21 protein-coding genes are annotated in these 18,912 nt (G+C 63.3%); 11 read left to right on the forward strand and 10 right to left on the reverse strand.

The window, feature by feature from the left end:
* Positions 1–87 precede the first annotated feature (87 nt).
* Complete coding sequence (gene ccmB, locus NKI52_RS03200) at positions 88–753, reverse strand: heme exporter protein CcmB (protein WP_023679814.1); 666 nt, start codon at positions 751–753, stop codon at positions 88–90.
* A 109-nt stretch (positions 754–862) separates the two neighbouring features.
* Entirely contained in the window at positions 863–1,462 is a 600-nt protein-coding gene (gene ccmA / locus NKI52_RS03205; protein WP_352456349.1) for a heme ABC exporter ATP-binding protein CcmA, read from the reverse strand.
* 282 nt (positions 1,463–1,744) lie between these two features.
* Here ccmA and acnA point away from each other — a divergent pair, with 282 nt between their 5' ends.
* Entirely contained in the window at positions 1,745–4,435 is a 2,691-nt protein-coding gene (gene acnA / locus NKI52_RS03210) for an aconitate hydratase AcnA (protein WP_352696999.1), read from the forward strand.
* Positions 4,436–4,504: 69 nt separating this feature from the next.
* On the opposite strand, the gene NKI52_RS03215 is transcribed toward acnA, so the two are convergent.
* Positions 4,505–5,191 (reverse strand): ceramidase domain-containing protein, encoded by a 687-nt coding sequence (locus NKI52_RS03215; protein ID WP_352578085.1) that lies wholly within the window; start codon positions 5,189–5,191, stop codon positions 4,505–4,507.
* Positions 5,192–5,236: 45 nt separating this feature from the next.
* Positions 5,237–5,368, reverse strand: a complete 132-nt coding sequence (locus NKI52_RS03220; RefSeq protein ID WP_352456351.1) for a hypothetical protein — start codon at positions 5,366–5,368, stop codon at positions 5,237–5,239.
* Between NKI52_RS03220 and NKI52_RS03225 the strand changes: the two genes are divergently transcribed.
* Together NKI52_RS03225 and NKI52_RS03230 are read left to right on the forward strand one after the other, a co-directional pair.
* Entirely contained in the window at positions 5,367–6,116 is a 750-nt protein-coding gene (locus NKI52_RS03225; RefSeq protein WP_352578084.1) for a DUF1223 domain-containing protein, read from the forward strand. The two genes, NKI52_RS03220 and NKI52_RS03225, sit on opposite strands and share 2 nt — an antisense overlap.
* A 616-nt stretch (positions 6,117–6,732) precedes the next feature.
* Complete coding sequence (locus NKI52_RS03230) at positions 6,733–7,119, forward strand: DUF2794 domain-containing protein (protein WP_031212724.1); 387 nt, start codon at positions 6,733–6,735, stop codon at positions 7,117–7,119.
* A 4-nt stretch (positions 7,120–7,123) separates the two neighbouring features.
* Here NKI52_RS03230 and NKI52_RS03235 read toward each other — a convergent pair whose 3' ends face one another.
* The 4 genes from NKI52_RS03235 to NKI52_RS03250 all read right to left on the reverse strand — a co-directional run bounded on the left by NKI52_RS03235 (position 7,124) and on the right by NKI52_RS03250 (position 12,061).
* Positions 7,124–7,693 carry a GNAT family N-acetyltransferase gene (locus tag NKI52_RS03235; protein WP_352577256.1) on the reverse strand — a complete coding sequence of 190 codons (570 nt, stop codon included), beginning with the start codon at positions 7,691–7,693 and terminating at the stop codon, positions 7,124–7,126.
* Positions 7,694–7,803: 110 nt separating this feature from the next.
* Entirely contained in the window at positions 7,804–8,583 is a 780-nt protein-coding gene (locus tag NKI52_RS03240; RefSeq protein ID WP_254817871.1) for a Bax inhibitor-1/YccA family protein, read from the reverse strand.
* Positions 8,584–8,801: 218 nt separating this feature from the next.
* Positions 8,802–11,351 carry an ABC transporter permease gene (locus tag NKI52_RS03245; RefSeq protein ID WP_352697002.1) on the reverse strand — a complete coding sequence of 850 codons (2,550 nt, stop codon included), beginning with the start codon at positions 11,349–11,351 and terminating at the stop codon, positions 8,802–8,804.
* The gene (locus NKI52_RS03250) at positions 11,351–12,061 is read right to left on the reverse strand and encodes an ABC transporter ATP-binding protein (RefSeq protein WP_031212726.1); all 711 of its coding nucleotides are present in this window, start codon (positions 12,059–12,061) and stop codon (positions 11,351–11,353) included. Before NKI52_RS03250 ends, NKI52_RS03245 begins: the two co-directional genes overlap by 1 nt.
* A 107-nt stretch (positions 12,062–12,168) precedes the next feature.
* Between NKI52_RS03250 and NKI52_RS03255 the strand changes: the two genes are divergently transcribed.
* The 4 genes from NKI52_RS03255 to NKI52_RS03270 all read left to right on the forward strand — a co-directional run bounded on the left by NKI52_RS03255 (position 12,169) and on the right by NKI52_RS03270 (position 14,305).
* Positions 12,169–12,813 carry an arylesterase gene (locus tag NKI52_RS03255; RefSeq protein ID WP_352577260.1) on the forward strand — a complete coding sequence of 215 codons (645 nt, stop codon included), beginning with the start codon at positions 12,169–12,171 and terminating at the stop codon, positions 12,811–12,813.
* 137 nt (positions 12,814–12,950) lie between these two features.
* Entirely contained in the window at positions 12,951–13,547 is a 597-nt protein-coding gene (gene thpR / locus NKI52_RS03260) for an RNA 2',3'-cyclic phosphodiesterase (RefSeq protein WP_352456356.1), read from the forward strand.
* Positions 13,548–13,553: 6 nt separating this feature from the next.
* The gene (locus NKI52_RS03265) at positions 13,554–13,850 is read left to right on the forward strand and encodes a 4a-hydroxytetrahydrobiopterin dehydratase (RefSeq protein ID WP_023679826.1); all 297 of its coding nucleotides are present in this window, start codon (positions 13,554–13,556) and stop codon (positions 13,848–13,850) included.
* 92 nt (positions 13,851–13,942) lie between these two features.
* Positions 13,943–14,305 carry a YkvA family protein gene (locus NKI52_RS03270; protein WP_031212728.1) on the forward strand — a complete coding sequence of 121 codons (363 nt, stop codon included), beginning with the start codon at positions 13,943–13,945 and terminating at the stop codon, positions 14,303–14,305.
* Between the two features lie 45 nt (positions 14,306–14,350).
* Here NKI52_RS03270 and NKI52_RS03275 read toward each other — a convergent pair whose 3' ends face one another.
* Complete coding sequence (locus NKI52_RS03275; RefSeq protein ID WP_352570032.1) at positions 14,351–14,959, reverse strand: methyltransferase family protein; 609 nt, start codon at positions 14,957–14,959, stop codon at positions 14,351–14,353.
* Between the two features lie 360 nt (positions 14,960–15,319).
* On the opposite strand from NKI52_RS03275, the gene NKI52_RS03280 reads away from it, so the two are divergent.
* The 4 genes from NKI52_RS03280 (at position 15,320) to NKI52_RS03295 (ending at position 18,223) form a co-directional block, all read left to right on the forward strand.
* Positions 15,320–15,826, forward strand: coding sequence for an invasion associated locus B family protein (locus NKI52_RS03280; protein WP_023721899.1), 507 nt, complete (start codon positions 15,320–15,322; stop codon positions 15,824–15,826).
* 266 nt (positions 15,827–16,092) lie between these two features.
* A complete protein-coding gene (rlmN, locus tag NKI52_RS03285; protein ID WP_352697004.1) occupies positions 16,093–17,325 on the forward strand; it encodes a dual-specificity RNA methyltransferase RlmN in 1,233 nt (410 codons plus the stop codon).
* Positions 17,322–17,747: a hypothetical protein gene (locus tag NKI52_RS03290; RefSeq protein ID WP_352577268.1), complete on the forward strand. Its 426-nt coding sequence runs from the start codon at positions 17,322–17,324 to the stop codon at positions 17,745–17,747. Before rlmN ends, NKI52_RS03290 begins: the two co-directional genes overlap by 4 nt.
* Positions 17,744–18,223, forward strand: coding sequence for a hypothetical protein (locus NKI52_RS03295; protein WP_352621555.1), 480 nt, complete (start codon positions 17,744–17,746; stop codon positions 18,221–18,223). The genes NKI52_RS03290 and NKI52_RS03295 overlap by 4 nt, the downstream gene beginning before the upstream one ends.
* Here NKI52_RS03295 and NKI52_RS03300 read toward each other — a convergent pair.
* A complete protein-coding gene (locus tag NKI52_RS03300; RefSeq protein ID WP_352479689.1) occupies positions 18,195–18,836 on the reverse strand; it encodes a LysE family translocator in 642 nt (213 codons plus the stop codon). The genes NKI52_RS03295 and NKI52_RS03300 overlap by 29 nt on opposite strands.
* Positions 18,837–18,912 lie beyond the last annotated feature (76 nt).

The raw sequence follows: 18,912 nt of genomic DNA on the forward strand, positions 1-18,912 counted from the left end.
CGCCGTTCCAACATGTCTTCTCTTAACGCTGCGCCATCGGCTCCGCAATTGTTCGCCGCGCCGCAGGCATGAGCTGAAGCCAACACATCAATCCGTTCCGTGCCGCAGCGCCAGCGCCGCCGCCACAGGGCCGAGCACGGCAAGAAACAAGGTCAGCGCGGCAAGAATGAGGAAGGGCTGCAGGAATGGATCGGGGTCCGCCACCGCGCCATAGCTTGCCGATACGCCGAAGATCAGCACGGGAATGGTCAGCGGCAGCACGAGCACCGAGATGAGCAGCCCGCCACGCGGCAACGCCACTGCCACCGCTGCACCGGCAGCACCGATGAAGGTGATCGCCGGCGTGCCTACCAGAAGCGTCAACGCCGTGGCGCCGATGCCGGCCGGTTCCATGTTCATGAACAGGCCGAGCAAGGGAGCGGCGATGACCAGCGGCAGCACGCTTCCCGCCCAATGCGCCAGGCATTTCGTCAGAACGGTCAAGGCCAGCATGTGCCGGTCGTTGCCAAGCACCAGAAGATCGAGCGAGCCGTCCTCGCGGTCGGCCTGGAACAGCCGGTCGAGGCCGAGCAGGCAGGCCAGCAAGGCGGCGATCCACAGGATCGCCGGGCCGATGCGGGCCAGCAGCTTCAGCTCGGGACCGACGCCGAAGGGGATGGTCGCGATAACGGCGAGAAAGAAAATCACGCCGGTAAGCGCCCCGCCGCCGGCGCGGATACTCAGGCGGATGTCGCGCAGGAAGAGGGCTAGCATGATGTGAGATGCTTTCGCCTGGGCACCCCCCTCTGTCCTGCCGGACATCTCCCCCTCAAGGGGGGAGATTGGCTGTCAGGACAGAGGGGGGCGTGAAGGAATGCCAACATCAGCCGGTCATCCTCAATTCCTTTCCCTCGATCCCAAGCGGCAAATGCGTCGCCGCAACCACGATCCCCCCACTCTCGAGGTGTTTCCCCATCAATTCGCCGAATCTCTCCTCCGAAGCCTTGTCCAGTCCTGCCGTCGGCTCATCGAGCAGCCACAATGGCCGGTGGCTTACCAGCAGTTTTGCAATCGCCGCGCGGCGGCGTTGCCCGGTCGAGAGATAGCCGAACGGCAGATGGCCGATGCCGCCCAGCCCGACGGTTTCCAGCGCCTCTTCAACACCCGCGGAACCGGCGCCCGAAAAATCGCGCCAGAAGCACAGGTTTTCCGTAACGCTCAGCGCCGTCTTCATCGCGTTGAGGTGGCCGAGATAGTGACAGGCCGAGGCGGCCGACGGAAAGTCCTCGCCACCACCTTCGAACCGCACACGGCCTGCCGCCACTGGCAACAGTCCGGCGACGATCCTGAGCAGCGTCGATTTGCCGGCGCCGTTCGGCCCGGTGACGACCAGCGCCTGGCCATCCCCCAGCGCGAATTCGATGCCGGAAAATACCGTCTCGCCGCCGCGTTCGCCGCCCAGATTTTCGGCGATCAGCCGCATCCGTCCCCCTTCGCCGAAAGTTCAGGTGCGGCTTCGGTGCGCCGCAGCAAAAATGGCGAATCCGTGTCTAGAACTATTCCAGAAAATTCTCTATATCCGCATCATCCGTGCCAGCGGTCGGCACGGGAACCGAATTTGCGCCGAACCAGCGCGCGTGCCGCCTTGAACGGCCCGGACGCTTGGGAACGGATAGCGGAAATGGCCGTACCCGCACCTTTGCGCGTGATTTGCATGCCCACTGGCGTCCGTTCCCTTCCGGCAACCGACAGTTAGGGATCGCACGTGTCCAAATCACTCGACAGCTTCAATTGCCGCCGCACGCTGACCGCCGGCGGCGCCGAGTACATCTACTATGACCTTGTCGAGGCCGAAAAGAACGGCCTCACCGGCATCGCCCAATTGCCCTATTCGATGAAGGTGCTGCTGGAGAATCTGCTGCGCAACGAGGACGGCCGTTCCGTCACCAAGGAGAGCATCCAGGCGGTCGCCGGCTGGCTGACTGACCGGGGCACCGCCGGCGTCGAGATCGCCTATCGCCCGGCTCGCGTGCTGATGCAGGATTTCACCGGCGTTCCAGCCGTGGTCGACCTTGCCGCCATGCGCGACGCCATGGCCTCGCTCGGCGGCGACCCGCAAAAGATCAATCCGCTGGTGCCGGTCGATCTAGTCATCGACCACTCGGTCATCGTCGACGAATTCGGCACGCCACTGGCTTTCGCCCGCAATGTCGAGCTTGAATATGAGCGCAACGAGGAACGCTACAAATTCCTGAAATGGGGCCAGCAGGCGTTCCGCAATTTCCGCGTCGTGCCGCCCGGCACCGGCATCTGCCATCAGGTCAATCTTGAGTATCTCGGCCAGGTCGTGTGGACCAACAGCGAAGATGGCGAGACCACCGCTTATCCCGACACCTGCGTCGGCACCGATTCGCACACCACGATGATCAACGGCCTTGGCGTGCTCGGCTGGGGCGTCGGCGGTATCGAGGCGGAGGCCGCGATGCTCGGCCAGCCGGTCTCCATGCTGCTGCCGGAAGTCATCGGCTTTCACCTCACCGGCAGGTTGAGGGAAGGCGTGACCGCCACCGACCTGGTGCTCACCGTCACGCAGATGCTGCGCAAGAAGGGCGTCGTCGGCAAGTTCGTCGAATTCTTCGGGCCGGGCCTGTCCAACATGACGCTGGCCGATCGCGCCACCATCGGCAACATGGCGCCAGAATATGGCGCCACCTGCGGCTTCTTCCCGGTCGACAGCGAAACCATCCGCTATCTCACAATGTCCGGTCGCGACGAAAGCCGCATCGCCCTGGTCGAGGCTTATTCGAAGGCGCAAGGCTTGTGGCGCGATGCCGGCTCTGCCGATCCGATCTTCACCGACCTGCTGGAGCTCGATCTCGGCAGTGTCGTCCCGTCGATGGCCGGCCCGAAGCGGCCTGAAGGCCGGGTCGCACTTGAAGACATTCCGGCCGGCTTCGCCAAGGCCATGGAGACCGAATACAGGAAGGCCGCCGAAATCGACAAGCGCTATGCCGTCGAGAGCACGGACTACGATCTTGGCCATGGCGATGTGGTCATCGCCGCCATCACCTCCTGCACCAACACCTCGAACCCGAGCGTGCTGATCGGCGCCGGGCTGTTGGCGCGCAACGCCAACCGGCTCGGCCTCAAGCAGAAGCCGTGGGTCAAGACCTCATTGGCGCCGGGCAGCCAGGTCGTCGCCGAATATCTCGAGAAATCCGGCCTGCAGAAGGAGCTCGACCAGATCGGCTTCAACCTGGTCGGCTTCGGCTGCACCACCTGCATCGGCAATTCCGGCCCGTTGCCGGCGCCGATCTCCAAGACCATCAACGATAAGGGCTTGATTGCTGCGGCAGTCTTGTCCGGCAACCGCAATTTCGAAGGCCGCGTCTCGCCCGACGTGCAGGCGAACTATCTCGCCTCGCCGCCGCTGGTCGTCGCCCACGCGCTGGCCGGGACCGTGACCAAAGATCTGACCACCGAGCCGCTCGGCGACGATCGCAACGGCAGTCCGGTCTATCTCAAAGACATCTGGCCAAGTTCGGTCGAGATCCAGGAATTCATCGAGAAGAACGTCACGCGCGAATTGTTCGCCCGCAAGTATGCCGACGTCTTCAAGGGCGACGAGTACTGGCAGAATGTCAAGGCGCCGGAAGGCCAGACCTATGCCTGGGACGACAATTCGACCTATGTGCAGAACCCACCCTATTTCGCCGGCATGAAGTCAGGCTTCGGCAAGATCGGCGATATCAAGGGCGCGCGTGTGCTCGGCCTGTTCGGCGACAAGATCACCACCGACCACATTTCGCCGGCCGGTTCGATCAAGGCGGCCTCGCCGGCCGGCAAGTATCTCACCGACCACGGCGTCGGCGTCGCCGATTTCAACCAGTACGGCACACGCCGCGGCAATCATGAGGTAATGATGCGCGGCACCTTCGCCAATATCCGCATCCGCAACCATATGCTGGGCGAGAACGGCCGCGAGGGCGGCTACACCATCCATTATCCCTCGAAAGAAGAGGAATCGATCTACGACGCCGCGATGCGCTACAAGAAGGAAGGCGTGCCGCTGGTTATCTTCGCCGGCGTCGAATATGGCAACGGCTCGTCGCGTGACTGGGCGGCCAAGGGCACCAATTTGTTGGGCGTCCGCGCGGTCATCGCCCAGTCCTTCGAGCGCATCCACCGCTCCAATTTGGTCGGCATGGGCGTGATCCCCTTCGTCTTCGAGGAAGGCACCTCATGGGCCTCGCTCAACCTCAAGGGCGACGAACTGGTCGAGATCGACGGACTGAGCAACATCAAGCCGCGGCAGAAGATGATCGCCAGGATCACCTACGGCGACGGCAGCGTCAAAGAGGTTCCGATCATCTGCCGCATCGATACGCTGGACGAGCTCGACTACTTCAAGAATGGCGGCATCCTGCAATACGTGCTGCGCGATCTGGCCGCTTAAGGGAGTAGGGCAATAAGGAAATAGGGCAGTAGGGTGAAGCAAGGAGAAGCGACTTATTCCCCTACTGCCCTACTGCCCTACTGCCCTACTGCCCTGTCTTGGCTTGCCAAACCGCGCTGTCGCCGCCAGCAGCACGCCGAGCATCAGCCCGTTGAATATGTGCCACAAGAAATGCGTGCCGAGCGGAAAGCCGCCGCAGACCAGCGGATCGATCATCCTGCAGATGACCGACACGACGAAGATCGCCGAACCCGCCAGATTGTACCAGCCGGCGCGATTGCCGCTGGCCGCCACCCAGGCGCCGAAGAAGGCGAGCGCCAGAAACGGAGGCAGATAGCCGGTCGTCCCGTTCGACGCCTGGCGCAGCCAGTCGGGCACGGCAAAGGTCACCAGCCCGGCAACGGCGTAAAAGGCGACGAAAATGGCGATCGCCTTGACCCATTTCATGCCGAGAAAACGTCGCAGGTTGAACAGCGTGTAGGCCAGCGTGAACCCTGCAATGGGCAGCACGTCGGCCAGGATCATTGCCCTTGTGGCAAAGGTGTGGAACAGCGACGAGCCGACGCCGATCGCCGCCACCCACCAGGCCAGCACTTCGGCGAAGGTGCCGGTGCCGCGCTTTCGCACCTGCCAGACACCCCATAGCCCGGCGGCAAAAAAAGCCAGATTGCTCAGCGCATTGAGCGGTTCGGCCCAGAATTCCGGCCCCGTCCGTTCGCAATAAAGGTCGACCGGCGCCAGGAGAGATTGCCACATGCTGATTGCCGCCCGAATCGCTTCCATCGTGAAGTGCAAGTCCACCTATTGCGCCCTTGCCAGCGGTTGCAACGGCAAAATTTCACCGCAACGTGACTTCCCGTTGACTGCCGCTTCTGCCACATATTTCGACAACCAGAACAAAGCCGGCGTCACCGGCGGGATCGGAACGGCCATGCCATCTCCCAGACCATTGCGGCTTGCGGCCCTTGCGCTGGCCCTCTCGGCGTTTGCCGGCAGGGCCCTTGCCGAGCCAACCGACAAGCCATTAGGCGTCGTCGAGCTCTTCACCAGCCAAGGATGCAACTCCTGTCCGCCGGCCGACGAATTCTTCGCCGAGCTTGCCGCCAAGGAGGACATCGTCGCGCTCGCCTATCATGTCGATTATTGGGATTACCTCGGCTGGCAGGACACGCTGAGCCGCAAGGAAAATACCGAGCGGCAATACGAGTATATGCGCGCCTTCGGCAGTCGTTCCGTCTACACCCCGCAAGCCGTCATAAACGGCCGCAGCCATGTCAACGGCGCCAGCCGCAAGGAAGTCGACGGCGCGCTGGCCCGCATGGAGAGGGTCGGCGAAGGCATGCGCGTCGGCATCAAGGTCAGCCGGACCAGCGATCGCGTCATGATCGATGCCGGCGACGCCGTGACCGGCCCCACCGACGCGCATGTCGTCATCGTCTATTTCAACCCGCCACAGACGATAAAAATCGGCAAGGGTGAAAACAGCGGCCGCAGCATGACCTACTGGAACGCCGTCTCCAGCATCCAGACCGCCGGCATGTGGCACGGCAAGGCGCAGCGCTACGAACTGCCGATGAGCGAGATCGCCAAGAAGGGCGGCTGCGCCGTGCTGCTGCAGTCGGTCGGCAAGGACGGCATGCCCGGGCCGATCCTGGGCGCAGCCTTTATCCGCAAGCCTTAAGCGGGGACCTCTCCTTCTCCCCTTGTTGTGGGAGAAGGTGGATCGGCGCGCAGCGCCGAGACGGTTGAGGGGTGCTGGAAGAATTGAGGCGGCGGCGATTTCAAGGAAATTGCCAAGCTGGAACACCCCTCATCCGTCGCCTTCGGCGACACCTTCTCCCACAAGGGGAGAAGGGAGAACCGCGCTCAACCTTCTGATGGCAGCCAATCCGGACGGATCGCACCGCCACGGCTCCGGCCAATAAAAAACCGGCGTCAGCTTGCTTCTGACGCCGGTCATTTAGGTTTTGGGATCGTCGCACCCGATCTTTCCAAGGAAAAACCGAGGTTGGTTCGATCCGACGCAGACCCGTGGGCGGGGGGCTTGGGGTTTACGAGCCGGTGCCGGACCGAACCGTCTCAGGCAACACCGGTAAATTCGTCGGACATTGGGGCATGAGCACGGATAAAAAAAGGCAGGATTGTGGCGAAGCATCACCAATTCCAACAGGCGTTTCGCAAACGTGACTGGACGCTGGAGAAACCGCGCGGTGCTGGCCTTGCCCGGCCGGGCCTTGCAATTCGGCAACGAAAGCGCCAACTTTGGTCGGCGTACGATTCATTGCGAGGATCCAGGCATGACTGATCGCAGCAGCGGGACGGAGGATGGGGACGCATCCGCAATATTGATCCCGCTGCATGAGGCAAGACGCGAACGCCTCGACCAGCCGGTGCGGTTCGACCGGCGCGAACTGGACCAGATCCTCAGGCTCTACGGCCGTATGGTTGCCGCCAACGAGTGGCGCGACTATGCCATCGACCATCTCGCCGACCGCGCCGTTTTTTCCGTCTTCCGCCGCACCAGCGAAGTGCCGCTTTTCCAGATCGTCAAGGATCCGAAGCTGGCGCGACGGCAAGGCGCGTTCGCCGTCATCGCCGCCGGCGGGCGCATCCTCAAGCGCGGCCAGGAACTCGGCCGGGTGCTTGGCGTGTTCGACCGAACACTGAAGCTGGTCGAGGCGTAACCCTTTATTTTTGCTGGCGGAACTTCCGCTCGGGCAGCGATTGCGGATCAGGCGGGATGGACGCCCCGCCATTGATCGGCAGCTGCATGAACACCGTGTCCAGCCAGCGTCCGTGCTTGTAGCCTGAGCCTTCCAGGCGGCCGGAATGACGAAAGCCGAGCTTCTCGTGCAGCCGTACCGAGGCGCTGTCGGGCCGGCCGTCGCCGATCACCGCGATGATCTGGCGAAAACCCGCCGCCTTGGCCGCCTCGATCAGCCCTTGCATCAGGAGCAGCCCGACGCCTTGCCCTTTGGCCTCGGGCGCGACATAGACGGAATCCTCAACGACGAAGCGGTACGCCGGGCGCGGCCGGAACGCCCCGGCATAGGCATAGCCGAGCACGGCGCCGGCCTTTTCCGCAACGAGATAGGGAAAGCCGCCCGCCATCAGGCTGTCGAAGCGCGCGCCCATCTCGGTACGGCTTGGCGGTTCGAGTTCATAGCTCGCCGTGCCATTCGTCACCGCGTCGGCATAGATTTCCGTGATCCGGTCGAGATCGGCCGACGTCGCGGCCCGCAAGGTGATGCTGCTCATAATTTAGGCACGTCGTTCATCTGCCCTATATCACAGCAAAAGCCGGCACAAAAGAAAAGAGCGGCCATTGGGCCGCCCTTTCCAAACTCGCTGGTCCAGGAAAACCGTATTTAGCGACGGTCGCCCATGAACTGCAGCAGGAACATAAACAGGTTGATGAAGTCGAGATAGAGCCTCAATGCGCCCATAATCGCCTTGCGGCCGGCGACATCAGTCTCGTCGCCCTCGAAGTACATCTCCTTGATGTTCTGCGTGTCGTAGGCGGTGAGGCCCGCGAAGATCAGCACGCCGATCGCCGAAACGGCGAAGGAAAGCGCCGACGACTGCAGGAAGATGTTGATCACCATCGCGATGATCAGGCCGACCAGGCCCATGACCAGGAACGACCCGAACGCCGAGAGATCGCGCTTGGTCGTGTAGCCGTAGAGCGACAGCCCGCCAAAGGCGGCGGCGGTGGCGAAGAAGGTCTGCGAGATACTGGCGGTGGTGTAGACCAGGAAGATCGACGACAGCGACAGGCCGACGAGGCCGGCGTAGACCCAGAACGTCGTCTGCGCGGCCGAAACGCTCATCGACTGGACTCGGAACGACAGGAACATCACCGCTGCCAGAGGGGCAAAGATCACCAGCCATTTCAGCGGCGAACCAAAGATCGCGTAGCCGAACGAGGTCAGCATCTCGCCGCTTGGCAACGTCGCGACGGCCGAGGCGGGATCGCTGGTGGTGGCCAGCATGATTGTGCCGACCGCGGCAAGGCCGGTGATGAGGAGGCCAAGCCCCATCAGATTGTAGACCTTAATCATGTAGGCCCGCAGGCCCTGGTCGATGGCAGCATCGACGCCGGCGCCGGGCACGGCGCGCGTCTGATAATTGCGAACGGGATCAGCCATGGAAATCCTCATATTGCTTCTGCCCCGTCCGGTGTCAGGTCCTTTGAACCCAGGCGCCGCTGGCGGGGCTCCAGCATGCCTGCGCCGAAATATGATGGTTCTTGGCGTAAAGGACAAGACCGTAACCAAGCGTAATGCTCCGTGAAGTGCCGGAGATACGGTTTTATTGGCCTTCCCGCCCGGAACATTACCGAGATTTAATCAAAAACGGCTCTGGCTCAAAGATTCCGCAGCACCGGCGCCGCCTTGTGGCCCAACACCCGCCACGTGCCGGCAAGGCCGATGCCGACCGTGACCACCAGCGAAAAGCCGATGGTCGCCACCGCCACCTCGGGCATGAAGTGCGATGGCAGCGTCATGATGCGCGCGACGACGAACCATGCCGCCACACCGCCCGCCGCCAGCGCGAAGATCGCGGTAGCAAGGCCGATCAGCATGTATTCCAGCGAAAACGCGGCGATCAGCGTTTTCCTGGTCGCACCCAGGGTCTTCAGCACCACCGCGTCGTGAATGCGAGCCCGGTTGCCGGCGGCGAGCGCCCCGGCCAGCACCAGCACCGAGGCGATCAACGCCACGCCCGCTGCTGCCCTGATTGCTGTGCCGAGCTGCGCCACCAGCCGGTTGACGATTTCGAGCGCGTCCTTGACCCTGACCGTCGTCACCGCGGGAAAGGCACGCGTGACGGCGTTGAGAAGATGCGCATCGTCGGCTGCCGACGCATTCGTCTCGGTCAGCGTCGCCAACCAGCCATGCGGCGCACCGGCGAATGTGTTGGGCGAGAACACCATGACGAAATTGATGCCCATGGTTTCCCATTCGACCTGGCGGAAATTGGCGATCTTGGCCGTGATGTTGCGGCCGAGCACGTTGACGGTGATGGTATCGCCGAGCTTCAGCCCGATCTCTTTGCCTTCCTCGGCGGAAAACGAGACCAGCGGCTCGCCGGCATAGTTCTCCGGCCACCAGCTGCCCTCGGTCAGCGTCGCATTCTCCGGCAGCTTTGCGTCATAGGTCAGGCCGCGATCGCCGCGCAGTACCCAGGCGCCTTCGGCCGGAACCTTGACCTTGTCGACATCGACGCCGTTGAGCGCCATCACCCGGCCGCGCAGCATCGGCACCTTGATCAGCTTGCCTTGCGGTGCCTCTTTGCCGACCAGCGCGGAGAAGGCATCGACGTCACCGCTCTGGATATCGACGTAGAAGAAGTTCGGTGCCCTTTCCGGCAGGCTGCCCGAGATCTGCCGCCTGAGATTGCCGTCGATCAGCGCCAGCGTCACCAGCAGCGTCAGCCCGAGTCCCAACGACAGCACCACGGACGGCGTCAAGGCGCCAGGCCGATGGATGTTGCCGATGGCGAGCCTGAGCGCGGTCGAGCGCACGCGCGGGCTTTTCTTCGCCGCCCACTGCACCAGCGAGCCGACCACACGCAGCACCAGGAACGACAACACCGTGGCGCCGACGAAGATCGAGGCAATACGGCGGTCGCCGGAAAACAGGATCGCCAGTACCGCGAGCAGCAGCGCGATGCCCAATGCCGCGGCGATATAGAGCGGGCGGGGAAAACCGCGGCCCTCGAAACCCATTTCGCGAAACAGCGCCGTTGCCGGCACGTCGCGGGCGCGGCCGAGCGGCAGCAAGGCGAAAGCCAGCGTCACGAGCAGCCCGAACAGCGCTGCCATGCCGAGGGCGCCGGGATAGAACCCACCTTCCGCCGGCACTGGAATGACCGATTGGAGTGCCGCGCTGGCCGCGAACGGCATCAGCGCGCCAAGCACAAGGCCTAGCGTGATGCCGAGGGCGGCGATCATCAGGATCTGCACCAGATAGACGGCAAAGACGAACCCGCCCGAAGCCCCCAGGCTCTTGAAGGTGGCGATGACGCCGCGCTTGCCGTCGAGATAGGCACGCACGGCATTGGCCACGCCGACGCCGCCGACCACCAGCGCCGTCAACCCAACCAGCGTCAGGAATTGCGAAAACCGCTCGATATTCGAGGACAGCGCCGGCGCTGCGTTGCTGCGGGTGCGGATCGACCAGCCGGCCTGCGGGAACTGGTTTGCCGCCTGCTCCTGGATCGCCTTGATCTGTGCCTCAGTGGTGCCGCCGGGCAGGCGGACCTTATAGGCGTTCTCGACCAGGCTGCCCGGCTGGATCAGGCCGGAAGCGGCAAGCCCGTCGGTCGACACCATCAGCCGCGGCGCAAAACCGAAGCCATCCGACACTGCATCCGGCTCGTTGACCAGCCTGGCGCGCAGCTCGAATGTCGCGCTGCCGAGCTTTAGCCGGTCACCGATGCCAAGGTTCAGCCGCTCGAACAAGAGGTCCGGGGCGGCGGCGCCGAAGACGCCGGATTTTTCGCCGAACAGATCCTCTCGCGACAGCACCGGCTCGGTCTCCAGCGCACCATAGAGCGGATAGGCGCCGTCGACCGCCTTGGCCTCGACCAGCGCCTGGTCGGAGCCGTCCTCGAGCCTCGCCATCGAGCGCATATTGGCGCTGTGCGAAACCGTGCCAAGCCGGTCGAGGAAGCTGCGTTCGGCTCTGGTCGGATCGCGCTGGTTGAGCTGGAAGCGGAGATCACCGCCGAGCAGCGTCTGGCCCTGGTCGGCAACACCGGCGGAAATAGCCTGCGCCACCGAATTGACGCCGCCGATCGCAGCGACGCCGAGCGCGATGCAGGCAAGGAAGATCAGGAAGCCGGACAGCCCGCCACGCATTTCGCGCAGCGAAAACCGAAAGGCGAGCCTCAGCGTTTGCGCCAGCGGCATCACGCGGTCACCTTGCCAGCCCTGGTGGCCGGCTTAGGCGCGTCTTCGATCAGCCCCGACCGCATCGACACCTGGCGCGAGCAGCGCGCCGCGAGTAGCGGGTCATGCGTGACCAGCACCAGCGTCATGCCGCGTTCGGCCGCCTTGGCAAACAGCAGGTCGGCGACGTGCCGCCCCGTTGCCTGGTCGAGATTGCCGGTCGGCTCGTCGGCGATCAGGATGCGCGGCGACGGCGCCAGTGCCCGGGCGATGGCCACGCGCTGCTGCTCGCCGCCAGACAATTCGCCGGGGTAATGGGTGACGCGATCGCTGAGACCGACCGCCGCCAGCTCGCGCGCCGCCACGCCGAATGGATCGACATGGCCGGCAAGCTCCAGCGGGACCGCAACGTTTTCCAGCGCCGTCATATTGGGGATGAGATGGAACGACTGGAACACGATGCCGATGTTTCGCCCTCGAAACGATGCGATCTGATCTTCGCTTTTGCCGTTGAGCAGCTCGCCGGCAATTCGGACCGTGCCCGAATCGACCCTTTCAAGTCCGGCCAAAACCATCAGCAATGTCGACTTTCCCGAACCTGAAGGTCCAACGATGCCTGTCGCTTCGCCGCCCGCCACATCGAGGCTGACGCCCTTCAGCACATGGACCGAGGATGCACCTTCGCCGAGCGTCAGCGATACGTCTTTCAGCGAAATGACGGCTTCTTCCAAAATCAAATCGTCCTATATGGGGGATGAAGGCTAGTGCATCCGATGCTCGACAAAGACGAAAACCTGCCTTCGCCAACAGATGTTCCTGGTCATATGGGGCCTGCCGCATGGCTTTCAAACACACCTTTGCCGCAGCCTTCGCCCTTTTCCTCGCCATTTGCGGCGCCATTTCGTCGGCGCGCGCCGAACCGTTCACCATTGTCGGTTTCGGCGACAGCTTGATGGCGGGTTATGGCCTCGGGCCAGGTCAGGGCTTCACCGAGAAGCTGCAGGCGGCGCTGCGCGCCAAGGGCTACGATGTCACGGTCGCCAATGCCGGCGTCTCCGGCGATACGACGAGCGGCGGCCTGTCGCGGCTCGACTGGTCGGTGCCGGACGGCACGCAGCTCGTCATCCTGGAGCTCGGCGCCAACGACATGCTGCGCGGCGTTTCGCCCGCCATAGCGGAAAAGAACCTGGATGCCATGCTGGCAAAACTGAAGCAGCGCAAGATCGCCGTTTTGCTGGCCGGAATGCGCGCGGCGCCCAATCTCGGCGCCGACTACCAGAACGCCTTCGACGCGACCTTTCCGAGACTGGCTGAAAAATATGGCGTGCCGCTCTATCCTTTCTTTCTCAAGGGCATCGCCGGTCAATCCGTCCTGCAACTCGAGGACGGCCTTCATCCAAACGCCCGAGGCGTCGACCGCATCGTCGAGGGTATCCTGCCCAGTGTGGAGAAGACCATTGAAGCGGTCCGGGGCAATTCCTGAAGGCGAGGGCTCGCCGTCGCAACACCTTCCGCAGGGGAAGCTTTTAGGCAGGCCTGCGACCAACAAACCCCTTGCCCCGTTTGAATATCGATGATTCGCTAGGGGCAAGAGTTCGATTCGAGGACAGGAGGCTTCCCATGCCGCGTCTTTTTACCGCCCTCGAGATACCGCGTGATGCCGCTCTTTCGCTGTCCCTGCTCAGGGGCGGCCTGCCCGGAGCCCGCTGGATCGACGTCGAGAACTATCATCTGACGCTGCGCTTCATCGGCGATGTCGAGGGCCATGTCGCCGACGAAATCGCCAATGCGCTTGACCGTGTTCACCGCCCGTCCTTCCCGCTGACGCTGTCCGGCGTCGGCGCCTTCGGCCAGAAGAAGCCGCATGCGGTGTGGGCCGGGGTCGCCGCTTCGCCCGATCTTTCCGCATTGCAGGCCGAGATCGAGCGCATCTGCCAGCGGCTCGGCATCCCGGCCGACCCGCGCAAGTTCATGCCGCATGTGACGCTGGCCCGCCTGCGCAATTCGAGCCCGCTCGATGTCGCCCAGTATCTGTCGGCGCGCGGCAATTTTTCGACGCTGCCGTTCCGGATCGGCCGCTTCGTGCTGATGTCGTCGCGCGATTCGGTCGGCGGCGGGCCTTACGTCGTCGAGGAGGCCTGGCCGCTTTCAGGTGCTGACAACCGCGTCGCCAGCCGTTTGGTCGGCGCCGCCGACGCTTCGCGGATCATGCGGTAGACGGACATGGCCAGGGAGAAACTAGCAAAAGAGGCGATCCGCGCCGAACTTGCCGGCCTCGACGGCTGGTCGCTGGCCAAGGATGGTGGCTCGATCACCCGCAGCTTCACCTTCAAGAATTTCTCCGAAGCCTTTGCCTTCATGACCCGCGTTGCCCTGGCCGCGGAGAAGATGGACCACCATCCCGACTGGTCGAACGTCTACAAGACGGTAAACGTGACCCTCAACACGCACGACGCCGGCGGCCTGACCGCGCTGGATTTCGATCTGGCCAGGAAAATGAACCGCTATTTCGGCGGCTGAGCCTATCTGCACCTTGCAGCGAGGTTCGGCTTTCACCACATTTTGCCTCGCGGTCACGCGTGAAGTCACGCGACGGCCGCAAGGAGAGGTTGATGGCGCAAAAATCCGGTTTTGATTTCTTTGGCCTCGGCAGCAAGCCGGGCAACGAGAGCGAAGTGCGCGAAAAGTTCTGGCGTACGGCGAAGAAGGCCGCCCGGCAGATCCCGTTCATGGAAGAGGTGGTCGCCGCCTATTACTGTGCCATGGACAAGAAGACGCCGCTGCGCGCCAAGGGCACCTTGCTGGCTGCGCTCGGCTATTTCGTGCTGCCGACGGACGTCATCCCCGATTTCATCCTTGGGCTAGGCTTCACCGACGACATCGCCGTGCTGACCGCCGCGATTACCGCCGTCAGCGCCCACATCACGCCGGCGCACCGGCTCGCCGCCAGGCAGGCCATCGCCGACAAGAGCTGAGCCGGTACGGCGCAAAAAATCGCGTGAGAACCGACTTTCCGGCCGTCAAACCCACCGCCGCACCCGCGCCTTGTAGGCGCGATAGGCATCTCCGAACTTCCGCTCGAGATAGCGCTCTTCCGGCGCGATTACGCCGGTATTGATCACCCACAGCAGCGGGACGACGAGCGCAATAGCCCAAAGACTTCCGGCCGCGACGCCGAGGCCCAAATAGATGAGGGTCGTTCCCAGATAGAACGGATTCCTGGTGCGCCGATAGATACCGTCGACGACCAGCGCCGTCGTCGGCAAGGTCGGTGGTATGTTGGTTCCAGCGGCCTGAAAGCGGCCCGCTGCCATAAAGATGAACACGAAGCCGCACACCGCGAGCACGGCGCCGGTCAGATAGCGGGCGAGCGCCTGCCCGGCCATGACCGGGAGCGGCACGAGCACCTCGAGCACGGTTGCCGCCACCAGGAAGCCGAGGAAGATCAAAGGTGGCAGCGCAATGACCCCGGCCACGTCGGGCGCGCCCGATCCGCCCGCCGTCTCCCCGGCATCCGACCGGCGCACCGCGCCACCGGCCGCCCGCCGCATGGCGACACGAATGCCGAACACAATCGCCAGGACGGCTGTGCCGCCCGCCAGGATCAGGACTGTCTCGGAAACGGCCATGGCCAAATCTCCCGTAGCCGCCAAGAAGGGCGCCCTGGCCGAACGTCGTGGAGGCGAACGTAGACATGGTACCATCTGGAGGGAAATTCGTCACGTACATCAGAAAAGCCAGGATGGCTGCAAGGACCTAGCTGCTTGAAAAGTCAAACTCTTGCCGTTTTCGTGGCCTCCAAGTCGCGGCAGGGACAGTGCGCCAGCCGCTTTTTCGAGCGGCAGCGCGAAGACGGCGGCGGTTTCCTGGCGTGAACATCCTTTTCTCAGGGAAATTCACCGTTTGGTAACCCAGATTAAATCAAAATGAAGCGACGGGCAGGACGCCGAGCCGGCCTGCCGCCGCACCAGTGGAATACGGGAAAAGCGATGCGCGGATTGATTGCTATAGTTTCCAGCCTGGCCCTGGTGGCCTTGACGGCGCCCGCGCTGGCGCAGTCGGCAACCAAGATCGGCCAGCATAATGCCTGGGGCACCTACAGTTATCAGGCGTCGGGCGGCGGCAAGGTCTGCTATGTCCTGACGGTGCCAACCGACAAGCAGCCGCCGACGCTCGATCACGGCGACATGTTCTTCTTCGTCAGCCAGCGGCCGGGGCAGCAAGTGTCCTACGAGCCGCAATTCATCGCCGGCTATACCTTCCAGGAGGGTTCCAAGGCCACCGTCACCATCGACAAGAAGTCTTTTTCGATGTTCACGCGCGGCAAGTCGGCCTGGGTCGAGAACGCCGCCGAGGAGCCGGTGCTGATCGCCGCGATGAAGACCGGCACCGACATGAAGGTGTCGGCCAAGTCCGGCCGCGGCAACACCACCACCTACGTCTTCTCGCTGAAGGGCATCTCGGCGGCGCTGGCCTCGATCGCCAAGTGCAAGTAGGCGGTTAGGCGCGGTCTTCCCTTCTCCCCTTGTGGGAGAAGGTGGATCGGCGCGCAGCGCCGAGACGGAAGAGGGGTGTTGGACGGAACGCCGTCGGCGCCAAGCTGGAACACCCCTCATCCGACCGAGCTTCGCTCGGCCACCTTCTCCCACAAAGGGAGAAGGAAGAACCCGGCATGACTCCGCCGCTAACCTGTGCTATGCGCCGCGCTTCATTTCGGGCACGATGCTGTATTCGGCCGCAAATCGCTTATATTGGCGCAACAATGACCCTTTCATTCGATCTTACCGCCGAAGGCGCGCGTGACGCGTTGCGCACCCGCACGACGCCTGAAAAGCCGTCGCTGATCGGCTTGACGCGCGCCGAACTCGGGGCCGCCCTTGTCGCTGCCGGCATCGTGCCGGAGCGCCAGGCGAAAATGCGCGCCCAACAGCTCTGGCATTGGATCTATGTGCGCGGCGTTTCCGATTTTGCCGGCATGTTCAACATCTCCAAGGATCTGCGCGCGGCGCTCGACAGGCATTTCACCGTTGCCAGGCCCGAGATCGTCGAGGAGCAGATTTCCACCGACGGCACGCGCAAATGGCTGTTCCGCTTTCCGCCGCGCGGCGCCGGCCGGCCGGTCGAGATCGAGACCGTCTACATTCCCGAAGAGGGCCGCGGCACGCTGTGCATCTCTTCGCAGGTCGGCTGCACCCTGACCTGCTCCTTCTGCCACACCGGCACGCAGAAGCTGGTGCGCAACCTGACGGCGGAGGAAGTCCTCGCCCAACTTTTGACCGCCCGCGACCGGCTCGGCGATTTCCCCGACCGCGATACGCCCGACGGCGCCATCGTGCCGGCCGAGGGCCGGAAAGTGTCCAACGTCGTCATGATGGGCATGGGCGAGCCGCTCTACAATTTCGAGGCGGTGAAGAAGGCCCTGCTTATCGCATCCGACGGCGACGGGCTTTCCCTGTCGAAGCGCCGCATCACGCTGTCGACCTCCGGCGTCGTGCCCGAAATCTTCCGCACCGGCGAGGAGATCGGCGTCATGCTGGCGATCTCGCTGCACGCCACCAATGACGATTTGCGCGATCTCTTGGTGCCCATCAACAAGAAGTATCCGCTGAAGGATCTGATCGCTGCCTGCCGCGCCTATCCAGGCCTGTCGAACGCCAAGCGGATCACCTTCGAATATGTCATGCTGAAGGACGTCAACGATTCCATCGACGACGCCAAGGCGCTGGTCAAGCTGCTCAAGGGCATCCCCGCCAAGATCAATCTGATCCCGTTCAATCCGTGGCCGGGCACCAACTACCAGTGCTCGGACTGGGAGACGATCGAGAAATTCGCCGACTACATCAACAATGCCGGCTATGCCTCGCCGATCCGCACGCCGCGCGGCCGCGACATCCTAGCCGCCTGCGGCCAGCTCAAGTCGGACTCCGAGCGCATGCGCAAGGTCGACCGGCTGGCGCTGGAAGCGATGATGATCGCGGGGCATGGCGAGGCGTGAAATACCTCAGGCGATTGGCAGTGACTTTGCTCTGCTACGCCCTGGCTGCCTTCGCCATGTCTCTGGTCTTTTTCCTGCTCGATGCACTGATGTGGTGGCGTGTTCCCGCTTTCCTGTCCACTCGAGATAGTTGGTCGCTGTTGCTGCTTGGAGCGATGATCGCAGGCATCTTTGGCGCACCGCTGGCAATCCCGATGGTCATTGCTTCCCAAGTTCTCGAGGCGAGACGCTGGATTCTTTTTGTCGTCGGGGGAGCTTTCGTTGGGACGTGCGTATTTGCGGTCTGGAAACTGCATCCGTCGGCACAGAGGCCACCGGACGTTGACGTGTTGGTGGCCCTAATCATTGCGGGAAGCTTGGCAGGAGCCGTCTATCGCCTGGTCGAGAGCCGGTTCCTGCAAATGCCCGGACAATTCGCGTGAACCGCCTCGTCGCCTATCTGATCCGCTTCGCCGTCATCCTTGTCGGCTACGGCGTTGCATCGCTGGCTGCCAGCGCCTTCCTCAATATCATGTTCCTGGCGTCTCTGGGGCTGATGACGGACGAGACACAGCCGGTAGCGCAGGCCTCGCTGTGGTTTTCCGTCCCCTTTGTCGCACTGTTCGTCGCCTATTTCGCCTTCATGCCGGCTGCCGTCGCCATCCTCGTCTCCGAGATTCTCGGCCGGCGCGACTGGCTGTTCTATGCGCTGGCGGGCGCAGCGGTGGCGGCGGTCTTCCTCGGCTTCGTGCGCCAGACAAAAGATGCCAATTTCGAGATCACCAACACCAGCGTCATGCTGGCGGTGATCGGCTGCGGTATGGTCGGCGGTATTTTCTACTGGCTGAGCGCCGGGCGCTCGGCCGGAAGCTGGCGTCAGATCGGACGCCCTATTTCGCCTGGGCCGTCAGGATCTTGAGCGCGAAGGCCGAAAAAACTCCGGCAAACAGATAGTCGACGACGCGGGTCACACGCGGGCTGGATTTCATCGCGGCCGAGAATTTTTCGGCCGCCAGCACCATCGGCGCCGTCACCGGGATCGCCAGCACGACGAACATCGCGCCGAGGAAGAACAGCTTTCCCGGCGCGTTGGGATCATGCGCGGAGACGAATTGCGGCAGGAAGGTCATGAAGAACAGGATGATCTTCGGGTTGAGCAGATTGACCCCGAGCCCCGCCGCCCAGCTGCGGAACAGCGAGATCTGCGGCCCGCTCTTCTTCTCCGGTGAAAACGCCGACCCTTTTGTGATCGCCTGCCATGCCAGGAAGACCAGATAGCCGGCGCCAAAAATCTTCAGCACGAAGAACGCCATCGGCGAGGCGACGATCAGCGCCGAGACGCCGACCACCACCAGCGTGGTGTGAATCAGCGTGCCGCACAAGGCGCCGGCCATCGAGGCAAAGCCGGTGGCGCGGCCCTGGCTCAGCGTGCGCGACACGAACAGCGTCATATCAGGCCCAGGCGTGATCGCCAGGATGAAGGTGGCGATGGAGAACTGGATAAGCGTCGTACTGTCGGGGATGAAGGACATGGTTCGTCTCGTAGCGGCAAAAAGACGGCGCAGCCATACCGCAAGAGCCGTGTCCTCGCCAGCCTCTGGGCGATAC

It is taken from the genome of Mesorhizobium sp. M0590, assembly GCF_040320905.1.
Taxonomy (GTDB): domain Bacteria; phylum Pseudomonadota; class Alphaproteobacteria; order Rhizobiales; family Rhizobiaceae; genus Mesorhizobium.